The 18,860-nt window shown below is 74.0% G+C and carries 20 protein-coding genes and 1 tRNA gene; 13 read left to right on the forward strand and 8 right to left on the reverse strand.

Translation table 11 applies throughout. The annotated features are described in order from the left end of the window. Window positions 1-6: 6 nt before the first annotated feature. Window positions 7-636: a TetR/AcrR family transcriptional regulator gene (locus AC07DA_RS18155; RefSeq protein ID WP_479129153.1), complete on the reverse strand. Its 630-nt coding sequence runs from the start codon at window positions 634-636 to the stop codon at window positions 7-9. Window positions 637-689: 53 nt separating this feature from the next. Then, entirely contained in the window at window positions 690-1,868 is a 1,179-nt protein-coding gene (locus AC07DA_RS18160; protein WP_479129154.1) for a Glu/Leu/Phe/Val dehydrogenase dimerization domain-containing protein, read from the reverse strand. 130 nt (window positions 1,869-1,998) lie between these two features. On the opposite strand from AC07DA_RS18160, the gene AC07DA_RS18165 reads away from it, so the two are divergent. The 12 genes from AC07DA_RS18165 (at window position 1,999) to AC07DA_RS18220 (ending at window position 13,282) form a co-directional block, all read left to right on the forward strand. Beyond that, window positions 1,999-3,267, forward strand: coding sequence for an MBL fold metallo-hydrolase (locus tag AC07DA_RS18165; protein WP_479129155.1), 1,269 nt, complete (start codon window positions 1,999-2,001; stop codon window positions 3,265-3,267). A 529-nt stretch (window positions 3,268-3,796) separates the two neighbouring features. Beyond that, window positions 3,797-6,193 carry a sensor histidine kinase gene (locus tag AC07DA_RS18170; protein WP_479129156.1) on the forward strand — a complete coding sequence of 799 codons (2,397 nt, stop codon included), beginning with the start codon at window positions 3,797-3,799 and terminating at the stop codon, window positions 6,191-6,193. A gap of 68 nt (window positions 6,194-6,261) precedes the next feature. Beyond that, window positions 6,262-6,696, forward strand: coding sequence for a roadblock/LC7 domain-containing protein (locus AC07DA_RS18175; protein WP_094055233.1), 435 nt, complete (start codon window positions 6,262-6,264; stop codon window positions 6,694-6,696). Window positions 6,697-6,698: 2 nt separating this feature from the next. Then, window positions 6,699-7,070 (forward strand): DUF742 domain-containing protein, encoded by a 372-nt coding sequence (locus AC07DA_RS18180; RefSeq protein ID WP_309093447.1) that lies wholly within the window; start codon window positions 6,699-6,701, stop codon window positions 7,068-7,070. Beyond that, window positions 7,048-7,677 (forward strand): GTP-binding protein, encoded by a 630-nt coding sequence (locus AC07DA_RS18185; RefSeq protein WP_479129157.1) that lies wholly within the window; start codon window positions 7,048-7,050, stop codon window positions 7,675-7,677. The genes AC07DA_RS18180 and AC07DA_RS18185 overlap by 23 nt, the downstream gene beginning before the upstream one ends. 61 nt (window positions 7,678-7,738) lie before the next feature. Further along, the gene (locus tag AC07DA_RS18190; RefSeq protein ID WP_479129158.1) at window positions 7,739-8,311 is read left to right on the forward strand and encodes a GAF domain-containing protein; all 573 of its coding nucleotides are present in this window, start codon (window positions 7,739-7,741) and stop codon (window positions 8,309-8,311) included. Between the two features lie 207 nt (window positions 8,312-8,518). Next, a complete protein-coding gene (gene tdh / locus AC07DA_RS18195; protein ID WP_479129159.1) occupies window positions 8,519-9,547 on the forward strand; it encodes an L-threonine 3-dehydrogenase in 1,029 nt (342 codons plus the stop codon). A gap of 77 nt (window positions 9,548-9,624) precedes the next feature. Continuing rightward, window positions 9,625-10,818 carry a glycine C-acetyltransferase gene (locus AC07DA_RS18200; RefSeq protein ID WP_479129160.1) on the forward strand — a complete coding sequence of 398 codons (1,194 nt, stop codon included), beginning with the start codon at window positions 9,625-9,627 and terminating at the stop codon, window positions 10,816-10,818. A gap of 31 nt (window positions 10,819-10,849) precedes the next feature. Further along, complete coding sequence (locus AC07DA_RS18205) at window positions 10,850-11,752, forward strand: LysR family transcriptional regulator (RefSeq protein ID WP_479129161.1); 903 nt, start codon at window positions 10,850-10,852, stop codon at window positions 11,750-11,752. Window positions 11,753-11,798: 46 nt separating this feature from the next. Continuing rightward, window positions 11,799-12,371 (forward strand): helix-turn-helix domain-containing protein, encoded by a 573-nt coding sequence (locus AC07DA_RS18210; protein WP_479129162.1) that lies wholly within the window; start codon window positions 11,799-11,801, stop codon window positions 12,369-12,371. After that, window positions 12,368-12,895 carry a GNAT family N-acetyltransferase gene (locus AC07DA_RS18215; protein ID WP_479129163.1) on the forward strand — a complete coding sequence of 176 codons (528 nt, stop codon included), beginning with the start codon at window positions 12,368-12,370 and terminating at the stop codon, window positions 12,893-12,895. Before AC07DA_RS18210 ends, AC07DA_RS18215 begins: the two co-directional genes overlap by 4 nt. Before the next feature lie 30 nt (window positions 12,896-12,925). Next, entirely contained in the window at window positions 12,926-13,282 is a 357-nt protein-coding gene (locus AC07DA_RS18220; protein ID WP_479129164.1) for an MmcQ/YjbR family DNA-binding protein, read from the forward strand. A 12-nt stretch (window positions 13,283-13,294) separates the two neighbouring features. On the opposite strand, the gene AC07DA_RS18225 is transcribed toward AC07DA_RS18220, so the two are convergent. After that, window positions 13,295-14,206 (reverse strand): transketolase family protein, encoded by a 912-nt coding sequence (locus tag AC07DA_RS18225; RefSeq protein WP_479129165.1) that lies wholly within the window; start codon window positions 14,204-14,206, stop codon window positions 13,295-13,297. A gap of 32 nt (window positions 14,207-14,238) precedes the next feature. Next, entirely contained in the window at window positions 14,239-14,937 is a 699-nt protein-coding gene (locus tag AC07DA_RS18230; protein WP_479129166.1) for a transketolase, read from the reverse strand. A gap of 136 nt (window positions 14,938-15,073) precedes the next feature. On the opposite strand from AC07DA_RS18230, the gene AC07DA_RS18235 reads away from it, so the two are divergent. Then, window positions 15,074-15,150, forward strand: a tRNA-Pro gene (locus AC07DA_RS18235). Window positions 15,151-15,376: 226 nt separating this feature from the next. Here AC07DA_RS18235 and AC07DA_RS18240 read toward each other — a convergent pair. The 4 genes from AC07DA_RS18240 to AC07DA_RS18255 form a co-directional block, all read right to left on the reverse strand. Further along, on the reverse strand, window positions 15,377-15,904 hold the full coding sequence (locus AC07DA_RS18240; protein ID WP_479129224.1) for an NUDIX hydrolase family protein: 528 nt from the start codon (window positions 15,902-15,904) through the stop codon (window positions 15,377-15,379). Window positions 15,905-16,029: 125 nt separating this feature from the next. Further along, window positions 16,030-16,842 carry an SAM-dependent methyltransferase gene (locus AC07DA_RS18245; RefSeq protein WP_479129167.1) on the reverse strand — a complete coding sequence of 271 codons (813 nt, stop codon included), beginning with the start codon at window positions 16,840-16,842 and terminating at the stop codon, window positions 16,030-16,032. A gap of 146 nt (window positions 16,843-16,988) precedes the next feature. Beyond that, window positions 16,989-17,813, reverse strand: a complete 825-nt coding sequence (locus tag AC07DA_RS18250; RefSeq protein ID WP_479129168.1) for a hypothetical protein — start codon at window positions 17,811-17,813, stop codon at window positions 16,989-16,991. Window positions 17,814-18,212: 399 nt separating this feature from the next. Next, window positions 18,213-18,860: an endonuclease gene (locus AC07DA_RS18255; RefSeq protein WP_479129169.1), complete on the reverse strand. Its 648-nt coding sequence runs from the start codon at window positions 18,858-18,860 to the stop codon at window positions 18,213-18,215.

An 18,860-nucleotide genomic window follows, 5' to 3' on the forward strand; every position in this document is an offset into this window, starting at 1 on the left:
CCGCGGCTACGCCGGGTCGCTCGTCGGCGGGATCGAAGAGCCTGACGCCAAGCCCAGTTCACGTGCCAGGGCCTCGTCCGTCCACTGCTGCGCCCGGGCCCGCGGCATCGCCCCGGGGTAGCACGTCAGCTGGACGGCCAGGCCGTCGAGGAAGGCGGTGAGGCGGAGGGCCGTGGCCCGCGGGTCCGGGCAGTGGAACTCGCCCGCCGCCACGCCCTCCGCGATGACCTCGGCGAGAGCCGCCTTCCACCGGCGGTCGAGGTCCCGCGTGACCTCCCGCAGCGCCGGCGCGCGCCCGGTCGCCGCCCAGCCCTCGATCCACAGCCGCCAGCCCTTGGCCTGGCCGGTCGGCGCGTACCAGCGGACGGCCGACCGCAGTCGCCGCAGCGCCGGCGTCCGCCGCCCGAGCAGCCCGCGCAGGTGCGCGAGGTCGTTCTCGGCCGCGTGCCGGAACGCCGCCGCGACCAACTGCTCCTTGGACGCGAAGTGGTAGAGCACCAGCGCGTTGCTCACCCCGAGCGCCGAGGCCACGTCGGCGATCCTGACCGCCGCCACGCCCCGGGCCTCGATCTGCTCCACGGCCGCGCCGAGCAGTTCCGCCCGCCGTTCCGCCACGCTCAACCGGACCCTCGTCACGCCGTCACCCTACCCACGCGCCCACCCTCCCCGGCGTGCGGATCCGGCCTGCCTCAGCGGTAACGGCCGTACCGCCGGGCGATCACCGGCAGCCGGTCCGCGGCGATCGCGTGGGCTGCCGCGCGCGGTGTCGTCCCGTCGGCCCGCGCGCGGGTGAGCACGTCCTCGACCAGGGCCCGCATGGACCGCCGGACGTGGGCGAACGCCTCCTCGGCGTCGGCGCCGATGTCGCCGAACAGGGTCCACCACCACCAGGCGTTGGTCCCGGAGTTGACCACCACGTCCGGCAGTACGGTCACCCCGCGCCCGGCCAGCAGCGCCTCCGCCTCCGGCCGTACGGGCATGTTGGCCGCCTCGACGACCCAACGGGCCGTGACGTGTCCCTGGTTGCCGGCGTCGACGGCGTACGACACCGCCGCCGGCACCAGCACCTCCGCGTCGGCCGACAGCCAGGCCTCGCCCGGCAGTTCCCGGTCACCGGGCCGCAGCGCGCGGCGGTCCACCGTGCCGTGGGCGTCCCGTGCGGTGAGCAGCGCCTCCACGTCGAGTCCCGCCGGGTTGGCGATCGTGCCCTTCACGTCGGCGACCGCCACGATCCTGAGTCCCGCGCGGGCAAGGAAGCGTGCGGTGGCACCGCCCATCGTGCCCAGTCCCTGGAGGGCGACCCGGGTCCCGGCGCGCGGTACACCGGCGCCGTCCAGTGCCGTGAGGGTCGCCTCGGCTACGCCGCAGCCGCCGACCAGTGCGTCGAGCCCGATGCCGTCCACCTCGACCGTGAACGCCTCCGCCAGCCGCCGGCGTGCCCCGGCCTCGTCGTCCAGCAGCGGGTAGACGGCCTGGACGGAGGAGACCAGGCCCGCCTCGGCCGCGGCCCGGTCCACCACGTCCTGGGAGAGCCCGAGGTCCTCGCCGGTCGTCCAGACGTTCTCGACGTAGGGCCGCGTCGCGCGCAGGTAGCGCACCAGCAGCGGGTACGCCTGCGGATCCCGCGGGTCGCAGTCGATGCCGCCCTTGGCGCCGCCGAGCGGGACGTAGCGGTTCGCCGGGTCGTAGTGCAGGGCCTCCTTCAGGGTCATGCCGCGGGCCAGGCCGGTGACCTCCTCCAGCGTGCAGCCGGGGCGCATCCGCAGCCCGCCGCTGGCGACCCCGCGCACCAGCCGGTCGACGACCAGGAAGCCCCGCCGGCCGGTGACGTGGTCGGTCCAGGTGAGGGACAGCAGGGGGCCGGCCATGGGGTCTCCTTCGGGCGGGCGTGTTACTGAATCGGCGGTCAGTATCGCGCCCGGGGGGACACCTGCGTCCCGGTGGGGCCGGAGGGGCCGACCATAATGGAAAGCCTGACCGACTCCCCTTGGAGGTACCGTGGCCGGTTTCCGTCCCCTGAGCTCCGGGCTGCGCGCACTGCGGCCCGCGGCGTTCGGCGCGGACCCGCGCGGTGAGCGCATGGCGCGCATCCGCAGATCGCCCCACTTCAAGGACGGGGTCTTCCAGAACCCCGGCGGTCCCGCGCGGACCCGGCCCTCGGGCTCGGCCCTGGACTTCGCGAAGGTCTTCTTCGACAAGGACACCCGGCCCCGGCGTGCCCCGCGGGGCCCGGTGCCGGTGCACACCACCACCCTCGCCGACATCTCCCGGCCCCCGGCCACCGGTCTGCGGCTGACATGGATGGGGCACTCCAGCGTCCTCGCGGAGATCGACGGCCGGCGCGTGCTGTTCGACCCGGTGTGGGGTGAGCGCTGCTCCCCGTTCCCCTTCGCCGGCCCCAAGCGCCTGCACCCGGTGCCCCTGCCGCTGGCGGCGCTCGGCCCGGTCGACGTCGTCGTCATCTCGCACGACCACTACGACCACCTCGACATGCCCAGCATCAAGGCCCTGGCCGGCACGGACACCCTGTTCGCCGTGCCGCTCGGCGTCGGGGCGCACCTGGAGCACTGGGGCGTCTCCGCCGGCCGGCTGCGCGAGCTGGACTGGCACGAGTCGACGAAGGTCGCGAGCCTCAGCCTCACCGCCACCCCGGCCCGGCACTTCTGCGGCCGGGGCCTGCGCAACACCCAGCACACCCTGTGGGCCTCCTGGGTCGTCGCCGGGGACGAGCACCGGGTCTACCACAGCGGGGACACCGGCTACTTCGAGGGCTTCAAGGAGATCGGCGCCGAGCACGGGCCGTTCGACGCCACGATGATCCAGATCGGCGCGTACTCCGACTTCTGGCCCGACATCCACATGACCCCCGAGGAGGGCATGCGCGCCCACCTCGACCTTCAGGGCGGGCCGGAGCACGGTCCGATGCTGCCGATCCACTGGGCCACCTTCAACCTGGCCACGCACCCCTGGGCGGAACCAGGCGAGGGGACCCGCGCCGCCGCCGGTGCGGTGGGCGCCCGGATCGCCCTGCCGCGCCCGGGCGAGCCCTTCGAGCCGACGGCCAGGACCCTCCCGTCCGAGCCGTGGTGGCGTGGGGTGGCGCTCGCGCCCGCGGGCGGCGCCGTCCCGGCCGGTGAGGCCGTCACCGACGTCGCGATCAAGACCGCGTCGGACGCGGCAGCCGTGGCCCAGGCCAATACCGTGAGTGACGATCGGAAGAGTGCAGCGCCGGGCGCCGAAGGCTCGGAGACGCTCCCGGCGGGCTGATCCGGAGCGGAGGCGAAGTGGCGGCGAGGGCCGGGGAGCGAGAGGCTCCCCGGCCCTCGCCGTCTGTGGGTGACTGCTTCTGACCAGGTCCGATCGAATTTTTTCCGTTCCCGTCCGGTTCCCTGGCGGGGTTATCGGTCTGTCGTACGAGACGTCATACCAGAGCGGGACGCTCACCGTATGAGTTTGTCAACTGCCCACCGCACATGATGCGCTGGCGACTACTGTCAGTGGCCGTCGGAAGCAGGGCGGATCAGGGAGCGGGGGCCGGCACGTGCAGGCGCAAGGCGGACGAGGGAGCCGACGCGGGGGCGACCCCCGGTGCCCGGGCACCACCGACGCCGGACCGGGCGCCGCCCCGTCCCCCGGCCCCCGGCCGCCCGCCGGACCGGCGCGATCCGACGCCGGACGGCAGCCGGGGGAGTCCGGGCGGACGGCCCGGGGCGCGCGGAAGCGGCCGCGGGAACCCGGCCGCACCCCCTCGAACCCCCCTGGCAACCAGGCCCGACGGACCCGTACGAGGACACCGATGTCTCACCTCCGCGCCCCCGCCGCACGAGCGGACCGCCGTGAGGGCGCGCGGCACGGGCGGACAGCCGCCCGCCCCGCCCCCCGGCTGCCCGAGACCCACATACGGCCCCAGCTGCTGCGACTCGCCGTCCTGCCGCCGGTCGCCGTCGCGCTCAGCGGCTGCGCCGCCGTCCTCTTCACGGTCCGCTCCACCGGCGCCCGGCCCGGACCGACCCTGTGGGCCGTGCTCGGCGGAGCCGTCTTCGTGACCCTCGTGGGCATCGCCGTCGCCGCGGTGGCCGCGCGCCGCGCCGCCCGCTCCGTGCACGACCGCATCGGCGTGCTGCGCCGTGCCACCGCGCGCCGCGAGGCGGACCTGCGCACCCTCGTCGAGACGCTCCGCCGCGGCGACGGGCCCCCGCAGCTCGGCCCGCACACCCGGCCGGGCGGCACCGACGAGGACGCCGACGACTTCGACCTCCTCGCGGGCGACCTGGCCCGTGCCCACGACGGCGCCGTCACCGCCGTCGTGCAGGCCTCGCAGCTGTCCAGCCAGGCGGGCAGCGAACAGAAGCTCGAAGTGTTCGTGAACCTCGCCCGGCGCCTGCAGTCGCTGGTCCACCGCGAGATCTCCATCCTCGACGAGCTGGAGAACGAGATGGAGGACCCCGATCTGCTCAAGGGGCTCTTCCACGTCGACCACCTCGCCACGCGGATCCGCCGCCACGCCGAGAACCTCGCCGTGCTGGGCGGAGCCGTCTCCCGCCGCCAGTGGAGCAACCCGGTCTCCATGACCGAGGTGCTGCGCTCGGCCATCGCCGAGGTCGAGCAGTACTCGCGGGTCAAACTCGTCCCGCCGATCGACGGGACCCTGCGCGGCCACGCCGTCGCCGACGTCATCCACCTGCTGGCCGAACTCGTCGAGAACGCCACGGTGTTCTCCGCCCCGCACACCCAGGTGCTGCTCCGCGCCAACCTCGTCACCTCCGGGCTCGCCGTCGAGGTCGAGGATCGCGGGCTCGGCATGCCCCTGGAGGAGCAGACGCGGATGAACGCGCTGCTCGCCGATCCCGACCAGGTGAACGTCGCGCGGCTCCTCGCGGACGGCCGCATCGGCCTGTTCGTGGTCTCGCAACTGGCCCGGCGGCACGGCATCACCGTCCGCCTGCAGAGCAACATCTACGGCGGGGTGCAGGCGGTGCTCGTCGTGCCGCAGGCGTTGCTGGGAGCGGAGGCCGGGGCTTCTCCGGCCGGGGGCGCGGGCCAGGGGCGGACCTCAGCCGGTGGCGGCAGCGGTGGTGACGGCGGCTTCGGGACGGATGCCGGCCACGGCGCCGGTTCCGGAAGCGGAGCAGGTGACGGTTCACCGGCCCGGGGCGCGGGTGCGCCCGGGGGGCGGGCCCCGGCCGAGGGCGCGGTGCCCGGGTTCCCGGCCGCTCCCTCGCCGGCCTCCGGATTCGCTCCCGCCCCGGGGTCCGGTTCCGAACCCGGCTCCGCAGGCGCGTCCGGAGCGGGGCCGTCGAGCGGGTCCGGGTCCGGCGCGCGGCCCCAGGCCCCGAACGGGGCGCCCGGGGCGCCCCGCGGCAGGCATCACGCTCCGGCCCCGGACGGGGGCCGGGACGCCGGTCGGCCGGCACCGCTGCCCGTGCGCGGCGCCCACCGGGAACGGCCCACCCCGGCCGAGGCCCGGCCCGGCATCAGCGACGACGACCGGCGCATCCTCGCGGAGAACGTGGCCGCGGTGCCCACCCCCCGCAACGGCGCCGTGCGCGGCACCATGGGCAAGCCCCAACTGCCCCGCCGCCGCGCCCAGGAGCACATCGCGCCCCAGCTGCGCGACGGGCCGCTGCCGCGCCAGGACTCCGAGGTCCTCGTCGGCCACGACCCCGGTCTGATGGCGGCCTTCCAGCGCGGCATCAGCCTCGCCGAGGCCCAGCAGCACATGGAGGACACAACCGCTGAGTGGGCCGACACGGAGGCGGCGACGTCCGTGGCGGCGGCGTCCCCCGGGACAGACCCCAGGGAATCCGGCCACATGGAACCCGGCCACATGGACTCCGGTCACATGGATTCCGGCCGCATGGACTCCGGTCACATGGATTCCGGCCATATGGGCTCGGCCCAGACGGAGTCCGTCCACGGGGACTCCGTCCGGAGGGCCTCCGCCTACATGGATCCAGCCCCCATGGACGCTGCGCACACGGCCTCCGCGCACACGGCCTCCGCGCACGTGGAGCCGACGCACCTGGAGCCGACGCACCTGGAGTCCGCCCACCGGGATGCGATCCCCTCACGGCCGGCTCACCGGGAGCCGCTCCCGACCGAGCTGACCTCCTCGGCCACCCCGGCCCGCAGGGACGTGTCCCGTACCGACCGCACCACCACCCGGCACGACGGGAGCGCACCCGCCGGATGACCACCCCCGTCACCACCCCCACCCCCAGCGCTCCCGCAGACCTTCGTACCCCAAGGAGTCGATCCACCATGGCGAGCGATGCGCCGACCGCCCACGTATCCGACCTCGACTGGCTGATGAGCGGCCTCGTGCAGCGCGTACCGCACACGAGCGCCGCGGTGCTGCTGTCCTGCGACGGGCTGGTGAAGTCCGTACACGGCCTCGACCCGGACAGCGCCGACCACATGGCCGCCCTGGCCTCCGGCCTGTACTCCCTCGGCCGCAGCGCCGGTGTCCGCTTCGGCGACGGCGGCGACGTACGGCAGGTCGTCGTCGAGCTCGACTCGACGCTGCTGTTCGTCACCACCGCCGGATCCGGCACCTGCCTCGCCGTGCTCGCCGGCCGCGAGGCCGACGCGGCCGTGCTCGGCTACGAGATGGCGATGCTGGTCAAGAGCGTCCGGCCCTACCTCGTGACCGCTCCCCGCCAGCAGTCCGTCGAATCCCCGGCGATGAGGGCTTGAGCGTGACGGCGGCCGGCGACGGGCCCTGGCTCGACGACGCGGCCGGGCGGCTGGTGCGGCCGTTCACGGTCAGCAACGGCCGCACCCGTCCCACCGTCGCGCTCGACCTCATGTCGCAGGTGATGGCCACAGGGGCGACCCCCCTGGGCTATCTCGGCCCCGAACACGCGCAGGCGCTCGAACGGTGCCGCGTGCCCGTCGCGGTCGCCGAGGTCGCCGCCCATCTCAAGCTGCCGGTGGCCGTCACCAAGGTGCTGCTGGCGGACCTCGTCGACTGCGGGGCGTTGACGACCAAGCCCCCCGCGTTCCACCACAACCCGACGGACCGGGCTCTTCTGGAGGCAGTGCTCGATGGACTACGACGACAGCTCTGACTACGCCGACCGCACCGACCACGGCGCCGACCCGTTCCCGACCGCGCTGAAGATCCTCGTGGCGGGCGGGTTCGGGGTGGGCAAGACGACCTTCGTCGGCGCGGTCAGCGAGATCGCGCCGCTCAGCACGGAGGAGCTGCTCACCACCGTCAGCGCCGCGACCGACAACCTCGACGGCATCGAGAACAAGGTCGAGACGACCGTGGCCATGGACTTCGGCCGCATCACGCTCGACGCGGAACACGTGCTGTACCTGTTCGGCACTCCCGGTCAGGAGCGGTTCTGGTTCATGTGGGACGAGCTGTGCGAGGGCGCGCTCGGGGCGGTCATCCTCGCCGACACGCGCCGCCTGCAGGAGTGCTTCGCGGCCGTGGACTTCTTCGAGCAGCGCGGCCTCGACTTCATCGTCGCCGTCAACGAGTTCGACGGCGCCTACCGCTACGACCCCGAGGAGGTGCGCGGAGCCCTCGACCTGTCCGACGACGTCCCCGTGGTGTGCTGTGACGCCCGGATCTCCAGCTCCGGCGTGCAGACCCTGCTGACCCTGGTGCGCCATCTGATCGCCCACACACCGGCGACCACGACGGGGTATGGCGCCCACATGTGACATCCCAACACCCGCCAGGGAGACCCTGTATGACACCCGCTCACACTCCGGGACCACACCCATGAGCTACGACCCGCCGCGCCCGGCCGGTCGTCTGCTGCTCACACCCGAGGACAAGGAGGCCCCCGCCCGCGCCCGCCGACTGCGCGGGATGGGCCTGGGGGAGCGCCCCGAACCCGCCCTCGACGCCTTCGCCCAGCGTCTGGCCCAGTTCACCGGGGCGCCGTACGCCATGGTCAACTTCCCGGGCGAGCAGGGGCAGTTCTACGCCGGCCTGTGCGTGCCCGCCGTGGCGCCGGCCGTGCGCGGCGACGGCACCGGCCCGCGCCTCGGCCGTACCCTGCCCCGCGACCACGGCTTCTGCCCCCATGTGGTGGCGCGCCGCAAGGCCCTGGTCCTGGAGGACGTCGGCGACTACCCCCGGTTCGCGGGCAATCCGGTGGTCGACGAGTTCGGCATCCGCTCCTACCTCGGGGCGCCCCTCATCGACGGCACGGGCCTGGTGCTCGGGACGGTGAGCGTCGCCGACGTCGGGCCGCGGCCCTGGGGGAAGGCGGGTCTGACGGCCATCAAGGAGCACGCCGCCGAGCTCGTCGCGCAGCTGGAGGGCTCAGAAGGGCTGCCGCCCTGGTGAAGACCGGCGACCGCGCGGCACCCGGCACACCGCGGGCCGCCGCCGTGCGCGCCGGGGCGTGAAGGAAAGCTGAGGCGGCGCTTAAGAAATCCTCGATGGACCGGTGCGCCTGGCGTACGGCAGATTGCTGTGCGATCCCACTCCTCTCCCGGCCCAGGGACCCCTTCGGCATGCCCGGAGCCGGGACTACCCCCAGGAGCCGTAGCGGTGAAGGCGCTGGTCAAGCAGAAGGCGGAGCCCGGCCTGTGGCTCGCGGACGTCCCGGAGCCGGCCATCGGGCCCGGCGACGTCCTGATCAAGGTGCTGCGCACCGGCATCTGCGGCACGGACCTGCACATCAGGGCCTGGGACGGCTGGGCCCAGCAGGCAATCAGCACGCCGCTCGTGGTCGGGCACGAGTTCGTCGGCGAGGTCGTGGACACCGGGCGCGACGTCACCGACGTCTCCATCGGCGACCGGGTCAGCGGCGAGGGTCACCTGGTGTGCGGCAAGTGCCGCAACTGCCAGGCGGGCCGCCGCCACCTGTGCCGGGCCACCGTCGGACTGGGCGTGGGCCGTGACGGCGCGTTCGCCGAGTACGTGGCGCTGCCCGCCGGCAACGTCTGGGTCCACCGGGTGCCCGTCGACCTCGACGTCGCCGCGATCTTCGACCCGTTCGGCAACGCCGTGCACACGGCGCTGTCCTTCCCGCTCGTCGGCGAGGACGTGCTGATCACCGGCGCCGGGCCCATCGGCCTGATGGCCGCGGCGGTCGCCAAGCACGCGGGCGCCCGCAACGTGATGATCACCGACGTCAGCGAGGAGCGGCTGGAGCTGGCCCGCAAGATCGGCGTCAGCCTCGCGCTCAACGTCGCCGAAGCCGGCATCGCCGACGGGCAGCGCATGCTCGGACTGCGCGAGGGCTTCGACATCGGCCTGGAGATGTCCGGTCGCCCCGAGGCGATGCGGGACATGATCGCCAACATGACGCACGGCGGCCGCATCGCCATGCTCGGCCTGCCCGCGCAGGAGTTCGCCGTCGACTGGGTGCGGATCGTCACCTCGATGATCACCGTCAAGGGCATTTACGGCCGCGAGATGTTCGAGACCTGGTACGCCATGTCGGTGCTGCTGGAGGGCGGCCTGGACCTCGCCCCGGTCATCACCGGCCGCTACGGCCACCGCGACTTCGAGGCGGCGTTCGAGGACGCGGCGAGCGGCCGCGGCGGCAAGGTCATCCTCGACTGGACCGCGTGACCCCCTCCCGCCGACGCGTGACCCCCTCCCGCCGACGCGTCACCCCCTCCCGCGAGCACCCCTAGGAGAGCTTCCCCATGTTCGACTCCGTGCGCGACGACCTGCGTGCCACCCTCGACGAGATCCGCGCCGCCGGACTGCACAAGCCCGAGCGCGTCATCGGCACCCCGCAGTCCGCCACCGTGAACGTCACCGCCGGCGGCCGCCCCGGCGAGGTCCTCAACTTCTGCGCCAACAACTACCTCGGACTCGCCGACCACCCCGAGGTGATCGCCGCCGCCCACCAGGCCCTGGACCGCTGGGGCTACGGCATGGCCTCCGTGCGCTTCATCTGCGGCACCCAGGAGGTGCACAAGGAGCTGGAGGCGCGGCTGTCGGCCTTCCTCGGCCAGGAGGACACGATCCTGTACTCCTCCTGCTTCGACGCCAACGGCGGCGTCTTCGAGACGCTGCTCGGCCCGGAGGACGCGGTGATCTCCGACGCCCTCAACCACGCGTCCATCATCGACGGCATCCGCCTCAGCAAGGCCAAGCGCTTCCGCTACGCCAACCGCGACATGGCCGACCTCGAGGCGCAGCTCAAGGCCGCCGGCGAGGCCCGGCGCAAGCTGATCGTCACCGACGGCGTCTTCTCCATGGACGGCTACGTCGCCCCGCTGCGCGAGATCTGCGACCTCGCCGACCGCTACGACGCGATGGTCATGGTCGACGACTCGCACGCCGTCGGCTTCGTCGGCCCCGGCGGCCGCGGCACCCCCGAGCTGCACGGCGTCATGGACCGCGTCGACATCATCACCGGCACCCTCGGCAAGGCCCTCGGCGGCGCCTCCGGCGGCTACGTCGCCGCCCGCGCCGAGATCGTCGCCCTGCTGCGCCAGCGCTCCCGCCCGTACCTGTTCTCGAACACGCTCGCCCCCGTGATCGCCGCGGCCTCCCTCAAGGTCCTCGACCTGCTGGAGTCGGCGGACGAGCTGCGCGTCCGGCTCGCCGAGAACACCGCCCTCTTCCGCGGCCGCATGGCCGAGGAGGGCTTCGACGTCCTGCCCGGCGACCACGCCATCGCCCCGGTGATGATCGGCGACGCGGCGCGGGCCGGCCGCATGGCCGAACTGCTGCTGGAGCGCGGCGTGTACGTGATCGGCTTCTCCTACCCGGTGGTGCCGCAGGGACAGGCCCGCATCCGCGTCCAGCTGTCGGCCGCGCACTCCACGGACGACGTGCACCGCGCCGTGGACGCCTTCGTCGCGGCCCGGGCGGAGCTTCAGGGCTGAGAACAGCCGGTGACCTGAGAGAATCGGTCGCATGATCGAGGCGCGGCGGCTCCACATCCTCCGTGCGGTGGCCGACCACCGCACGGTGACGGCGGCTGCCGCCGCGCTATACCTCACCCCGTCGGCCGTCTCCCAGCAGCTCGCCGCGCTGGAGCAGGAGACCGGCCACCGGCTCGTCGAGCGCGGCGCCAAGGGCGTGCGCCTGACCCCGGCGGGCGAGATCCTGCTGAACCACACCAACGCGGTCCTCGCCCAGCTGGAGCGGGCCGAGGCGGAGCTCGCCGCGTACAGCTCGGGCGCGGCCGGCACGGTCACGGTCGCCTCCTTCGCCACCGGCATCGCCCTGGTCGTGGCGCCCGCCGTGGCCCGCCTCGCCGAGTCGGCGCCCGGCATCCGTATCCGCGTCCAGGACGCCGAGGGTGACGCCAGTCTGCCGATGGTCCTGGACCGGCAGGTCGACGTCGCGGTCGCCGTCGAGTACCGGGGTGCCCCGCCCGCCGACGACCCGCGGCTGACCCACGTGCCGCTGTACGCCGAGCCCTTCGACGCGGTCGTGCCCGTCAGCCACCGGCTGGCCGACGCGGCCGAAGTGCCCCTCGCCGAACTGGCCAAGGACCCCTGGATCGGCCCGTACCCCGGCAACCCCTGCCACGATGTGGTCGTCCTGGCCTGCGAGAACGCCGGTTTCCAGCCCCGTCTTGAGCACTCCTCGGACGACTTCCGGGCGGTCGTGGCGCTCGCCTCGGCCGACGCCGGGGTGGCGCTGGTGCCGCGGTCGGCGCTGCGCGGCATGGACCTCGCCGGGGTGGTCGTCCGCCCGGTCGACGGCACGGCGCCCACGCGCCGGGTCTTCGCCGCCGTGCGCCGGGGAGCCGAGGAGCACCCCCTGATCCGCCCGGTGCTGGACGCGCTCGGAGCGGCGGCCCGGGTGTGAGGACTCCGTAACCCGGCCGTCTCATATCCGGGATAGCGTCCCGGACATGAGAAGTGACGACGCGGACCCCGTCGACACCCGGCTGGGCACCCGCCTGGCCGGACTGCGCGCCGAGCACGGCTGGTCCCTGGACGAGCTGGCCGAGCGCAGCGGAGTGAGCAGGTCGACCCTCTCGCGGGCCGAACGGGCGGAGACCAGCCCCACGGCCTCCCTCCTGAACCGCCTGTGCGCCGTCTACGGGCGCACCATGTCCCAGCTGCTGAGCGAGGTCGAGGCCGCGCCCGCCCCGGTCGTGCGCGTCACCGGCCAGCCCGTCTGGCAGGACCGCGCCTCCGGCTTCGTCCGCCGTTCGGTCTCCCCGCCGCACCCCGCCCTGCGCGGCGAACTCGTCGAGGGACACCTCGCCGCCGGAGCCGACATCGCCTACGACCGCCCGCCCGTGGCCGGCCTGGAGCAGCACATCTGGGTGCTGGAGGGGGCCCTGGAGGTGACCGCGCAGGACACCGTCCACCGCCTCGCCACCGGCGACTGCCTGCGCATGCGGGTGTGGGGACCTACCCGCTTCCGGTGCGCCGCTCCGGGGGGCGTCCGGTACCTGCTGGCGGTGGTGCGGCCGTGATCCGCCTGGACGAGCGGCAACTGCTCGAGCGGGCCGGGGCGTTGGCCGACCTGCTGACCGGGACCGTGCACGCGGGTGCCTCGGTCGGTTTCCTCGCACCGCTCGCCCGCGCCGAGGCCCTCGCCTGGTGGCGGGAGCGGGCCGCCGACGTGGCCGCGGGCCGGCTCGCGGTGTGGGCGGCGGCCGACGGCGACCGGGTGCTGGGCACCGTGAGCCTGGCGTTTCCCGCCAAGGCCAACAGCCGTCACCGCGCCGAGCTCGTCAAGCTCATGGTGCACCCGGACGCCCGCGGACGCGGTCTCGGCCGCCGGCTCCTGGCCACCGCGGAGGACGCCGCCGCGGCGGCCGGCATCACCCTGCTGCACCTCGACACCGAGTCCGGCAGCCCCGCCGAGCGGTTGTACCGGTCCGCCGGATGGACAGCCGCCGGCGCGATCCCCGACTACGCCGCGCGCCCCGACGGGGTGCTGCGCCCGACGACCCTCTACTACAAGCACGTACCGGCGACCGCTCCCACCAGGTGATTGTCAGTGGCAGCCGCTACGGTTCCTGCCATGCCGGACGCCGAAGACGTACGCCGTATCGCCCTGTCCCTGCCGGACACGACGGAGAGGATCGCCTGGAGCATGCCCACGTTCCGGGTCGCGGGCAAGATGTTCGCCACGCTGCCGGAGGACGAGACCTCCCTCGCCGTGCGCTGCCCCAAGGAGGAGCGCGACGAACTGGTGCTCGCCGAGCCGGACAAGTTCTGGATCGCCGACCACGAGGCCCAGTTCGCCTGGGTCCGCGCCCGGCTCGACGCGCTGGAGGACGAGGGCGAGCTGCGGGACATCCTGGCCGACTCCTGGCGCCAGGCGGCCCCGGCCCGGCTGCTGGAGGCCCACCCCCGGCTCGGGCTCCCGGCGGGCTGACCCGCAGGGTCCTCAAGCGGGCGTCGCCGCCCCGAGGAAGCTCCCGATCCGCCGGCGCAGCGACCGGGCGTCGAGGCCGTGGGCGGCGACATGTTCCTCCACCTGCCCGTAGCGGCGCAGTTCCCGACGGCCCACGCCCAGCCCCAGGATCCGGTGCGGCACATCCGCCAGCGCGTCGTTCGCCGCGGCCGTGGACGTGCCCGCCAGATAGGGCTCGACCAGGACGACGTCCGTCCCGGCCGCCTCGGTGGCCCGGCGCAGGGCGGCCCCGTCGAAGGGGCGGACGGTGGTCGCGTAGAGGACGGTGACGTCCAGGCCCTCGGTGGCGGCGAGCGCGGCGTCGAGCATCGGCCCCACGGCGACCACGACCCCGGAGCGCCCCTCGCGCACGGTGCGCAGCCGCTCCCCGTCGACGGGCATCCCCTGCTGGTTGGACTGCACGGAGAGCCGTACGTAGACCTTGTCGTCGCCCGCGGCGACGGCGTGCCGCAGCAGCGTCTCCGCCTCGTCCGGATGGCCGGGGACGTGGACGGTCCAGCCGTCCAGGGTGTCCAGCAGCGCCACGTCGCCGGGCGCCATGTGGGTGTAGCCGCCGGCCGGCCAGTCGAAGGAGGCTGCCGCGCTCACCAGCACCGCGCCCGCGTCCTGGTGCCCGAGGTCCAGCTTCACCTGCTCGAAGGGCCGCTCGACGAGGAAGCTGGCGAAGGTGTGCACGACGGGCCGCAGCCCGGTCAGCGCCAGCCCCGCCGCCGCCCCGACCAGGAGCTGCTCGCGGATGCCGACGTTGACGACCCGGTCGGGATGCCGCCGGGCGGCCTCGGCGAAGCCGTCCACGCCGATCTCGGCGAGGACCACCGCCACCCGGGGATCCTCGTCGAGCAGCCGGGTCACGACGGGGGCGAAACGGTCACGCATGGTGTCCATGGGGTACGGATTCCTTTCCGGTCGTACGGGGATCAGGCGGACTTCGGCTCGACCCGGGCCACCACCACGTGCGGGCGGCCGGGGTGCGGCGCGGTGAAGGCGGCGTACAGCGCCTCGTGGTCGCGGCCGTCGACCGTCAGCGCGGACCAGCCGGCCGCCTCGAAGCGGGCGGTGATCCCGCCCGGGCGCGCGTGGCTCGCGGAGGAGTTGTCGACGACGACGGTGTGCAGCCGCTCCAGTCCGGCGGGCCCGGCGAAGGCGATCGCCTCGTGGTTGCTGCCCTCGTCCAGCTCGGCGTCCCCGATCAGCGTCCACACCCGCGGCTCGTCGAGTCCCCGGGCACGCAGGCCGAGCGCCGTGCCGACGGCGATGGGCAGCCCGTGTCCGAGGGAACCGCTGCCGATCTCCGCCCCGGGGACGAGCGTGCGGTCGGGGTGGTGGCCGAGCGGGGAGTCGTAGGAGCCGAAGCCCGGCAGCCACTCCACCGGCACGAAGCCCTTGGCGGCCAGGACGGCGTAGTACGCCATCGGCCCGTGCCCCTTCGACAGCAGGAACCGGTCCCGCTCCGGGTCGGTCATCCGCTCGGGCCCGACACGCAGCACCCGGTCGTAGAGCACCCAGAGCACGTCCAGCGTGGACGTGGCGGCCGGGCCGTGCTTCTCGTCGCCGGTCATCAGTCCCATGAGTTCCGGCAGGTCGGCGTAGGTGTACGTGAGTGTCGTGGTGGTCATGGACACGAGCGTGCAACCTCAACTATCGTTGAGGTCAAGCGGTGGCCGCCGGAAACGGATGCGCGATCACCGGCGCGAGTGCGGTATTGTTTCCCTGCGCGTTCGGCCGGGGGAAACCCCCAGGTCAGATGGGCAACGGGACGTGGCGCAGCTTGGTAGCGCACTTGACTGGGGGTCAAGGGGTCGCAGGTTCAAATCCTGTCGTCCCGACCAGCTTCATGGCAGGTCGGAGGTCGTCTTCCCACTGAGGGGGGCGGCCTTCTGCGTGTGTCCGCGAGCGCGCCGGGACGCCACGGCCGGGGACCGGGCCCGCGGAGCCCGGTACGCAGTCCTCGGCGCGTGACGAGCCGCCCGCCCGGACGGAGCCGAAGCGTCGCGCCGCCGTCCTTCAGCAGCCTCCTCGGCGGCGTCCGGAAGGCGATGCGGTGACCGGCCTCCGTCAGATCGCGCAGCCCGCGTGTGCCAAGGCCTGCTTCAGCAGCACCCCGTGCCCGCCCGGCATCTCGCTCTGCACCGCCGGCGAGACGGCCTCCTGCGGACTGAACCAGACGAGGTCGAGTGCGTCCTGCCGGGGCCGGCAGTCGCCCGTCACCGGCACGATGTAGGCGAGGGACACCGCGTGCTGGCGGGGGTCGTGGTAGGGCGTGATGCCCTGCGTCGGGAAGTACTCCGCGACCGTGAACGGCTGCAGCGACGCCGGGACGCGGGGCAGTGCGACCGGCCCGAGGTCCTTCTCCAGGTGGCGCAGCAGGGCGTCCCGGACGCGTTCGTGGTGCAGGACGCGGCCGGAGACCAGTGTCCGGCTGACCGTGCCGTCGGGTCCGATGCGCAGCAGCAGGCCGACACTGGTGACTTCGCCGCTGTCGTCGACCCGCACCGGGACGGCCTCGACGTACAGGATCGGCATGCGGGCGCGCGTCGACTCCAGTTCGTCGGAGGACAGCCAGCCGGGCGTGGTTTCGGTCATGTCAGACATCGCTTGATCATACTTTCAGCCGTGCGGGCATCCTGGATAGCCGCTCCGGAAGAACTGTGACCGGCCACACGCCCGTTCAACCGTCCCCCGCCGGCCCTCCCGGGTGGCGCCATGGGTCAGGGCTTCACGGCCACCGCACCGTACTGCGGCACCAGGACCGCCGCCCCCTCCTGCGCGCGCCACTGGCCGCACGACACCAGGCCCGGTTCGAGCAGTTCGAGGCCCTCGAAGAACGCCGCGATGTCCGTGCCGCCGCGGGCGGTGATCGGGGGAGTGGCGTTCTCGTTCCAGAACTTCATCGCGGGGATCTGGCCGGCGCCGCCCAGTTCCTCGTCGAAGGTCGGGTGCGTCAGGACCAGGTAGCTGCCGGAGGGGACCGCGGCCATCACGCGGTGCGCGATGTCCCGGGCCTTGGCGGTGTCCAGGACGAAGTTGAGGATGCCCAGCATCATCACGGCGACGGGCTCGGTGAAGTCCAGGGTGCCCGCGGCCCGCTCCAGGATGGCGTCCGGGTCGTGCACGTCGGCGTCGATGTAGGAGGTGGCGCCGTCCTGGGTGCCGGTCAGCAGGGTGCGGGCGTGCACCAGGACGATGGGGTCGTTGTCGACGTACACGATGCGCGACTCGGGTGCGATCCGCTGGGCGATCTCGTGGGTGTTGTCGGCCGTCGGCAGGCCCGTGCCGATGTCGAGGAACTGCCGCACTCCGCGCTCGCCGGCCAGGAACGACACGGCACGGCCCAGGAAGTCCCGGTCCGCCCGGGCGATGTCCCGGATGATCGGGAACATCCCGGCGACCTGCTCGCCGACCTGCTGGTCGACCTCGTAGTTGTCCTTGCCGCCGATCCAGTAGTTCCACACGCGCGCGTTGTGCGCCACACCGGTGTTCAGCCTCGCCGAGCCGCTCGGCGGGGTGTGGCTCTCACTCACGTCTCTTCCTCTCCTCGCCCGTGCGGCCGCGACCGGCCGCCGCGGCCATTGTGCCGCCCCGTTGATCACGCTGTCCCGGGAATCGGCGGGGTGGGGCGGGGGAGGGGCGTCGGAGCCGGCGGGGGGAGAGGGAGGCCCCGGGCCGTCTACTCGATCTCGCTCGGGTCCGGCGCGGGCGTCTTGCCGGCCAGCACGTCCTTCAGGCGCTGGGTGCCGAGCTTCGCCGCCTGTTCCACGGAGTCGGGCTCCCCGCCGGCGAGGCCGCCCGCGGTGACGGTGATCGCGTCGTCGCCGACCCGTACGGCGGCCACGTCCAGCGTGAGCGTGGCGTCCGTGCCGCCCGTCGAGCCCCGCACGGTGACGCGGACGGCCTCGCGGGCGTCACCCACGGCGGGCAGGGAGGCGTCGACCACCTGGACGGTGCGCTGCTCACCCCGGTCGGTCACGGTGAACCGGTCGCACTTCTCCGGCAGGCCCGCCATCCACCGCAGGGAGTCCTGCGGGTCGGTCCGGTCGTAGGAGGCCACCTGGTACAGCAGGCGAGAGTCGCCCTGACGGAAGCCGCGCAGCGCGGACGAGCCCGAGGGCCTGCCCAGCAGGTCGTCGTCGAAGAGGGAGTCCAGGAGCCGCTGGCAGTCGGCGGCGTCGGCCTTCGCGGTGAGGAAGCCGGAGACGTCGACCGTGCCGATCAGCAGGTTGTCGTGCCAGTTCTCGGCCTCGGTGTCCTTGACCTGGGTCCAGTCGTCCTCGATGTCCGCCTCGGTGATCAGCGCGGCCCGAGCGCGCTCGGTGGAGAGGGTGGCGGTGGGCGAGGGGGTCTGCTTCTCCCCGGCGACCCGGGACGCCGCCACCCCGGAGACGCGCGGACCGTCCGTGCCGCCGTCGTCCGAGCAGGCGGCGGTGGCCAGCAGCGTGCCCGCCGCGAGGGCGCAGGACAGGACGCGGGCGGGGCGGGCGGGACGACGGGTCATCGGGAGTGCCTCCTGGGAGCGTGACGCGTGCTCCCAGCGCACCACCGGTGCGGCGGGGCCACCACCGGCGCCGGACTGTTCGGGTGAGCGTCGCGACCGCGGACCGGCCCCGCGTGGCACGCGGCGGCCAGGTCCGCGCGGCCGGACGCCGCTCGGCGGGACCGTGCGTCACGGGGCGGCGTCCGCGCACCCCGCCGCGTACGCAGCGGGCCCCGGCCGCGGATCGGCCCACTGGCCGGTGCGGCCGGGGTGGCAGGCCGGAGCCGGACGTGGCGGACGCGGGCGATGTCCCGCCGCGCAGCGGCACGGGCCGGGAGGCCGGAACGGTCCGTCAACGGGGGGTGGTTACCGGGCCGGGCCGCGGCCGTTCCGCAGTGCCGGAGCCCTTCCGGACGGCGGTCAGCCGGCGCGGCGGACGGCGTCCTCGGCCACCCGCCTGTCCACGGCCGCGCGGACCAGCGCGGCGGCGAGGACGGCCGTGCCGGTGTTCCCGGCCAGTGCGGCGAGGCGCTCCGGGTCCCTCGGCAGCTTCAGCCGCTCGGCGCCCTGCAGGGCCTTCTCGTCCAGGTAGGGGGCCACCTCCGGCCAGACCTGCTGTGCCTCGCGCAGGAAGATATCCGCGCCGGCGGGTCCCATGCCCGGGAACTCACGCAGGAGACGGCGCATCTCGCGCACCTCGCCGTCCGCCTCACGGCGCAGCCGCCGCAGGTCACCGCCCCACCGCTCGTTCAACAGCTCGGCGGCGTCGCCCAGTTGCGTGGCGGTGCGTTCGTCGTAGCGCCGGTATCCGCCGCGGCCGAGCGCGGCCACCCGCTCCTGCCGGGCGGCCCCGGCCATGCGGCGCGGATCGCGCAGCCCCGCCTCGTGCAGGGCACGGGCGGTGGCCAGCGCGATCGAACCGCGGATGCGGGCGCTGAGCAGATGGGCCAGCACCAGCAGCCGGTACAGCGGCTGCGGCGTGTCCTTCAGCCGGATGCCCGCCTCGTCCGCGAAGGTCCTGCCGTGCGCGTCGAGCAGCGCCTGCACCACGCGCTCCCGGCGGTCCAC

The organism is Streptomyces sp. NPDC044921, assembly GCF_056432865.1.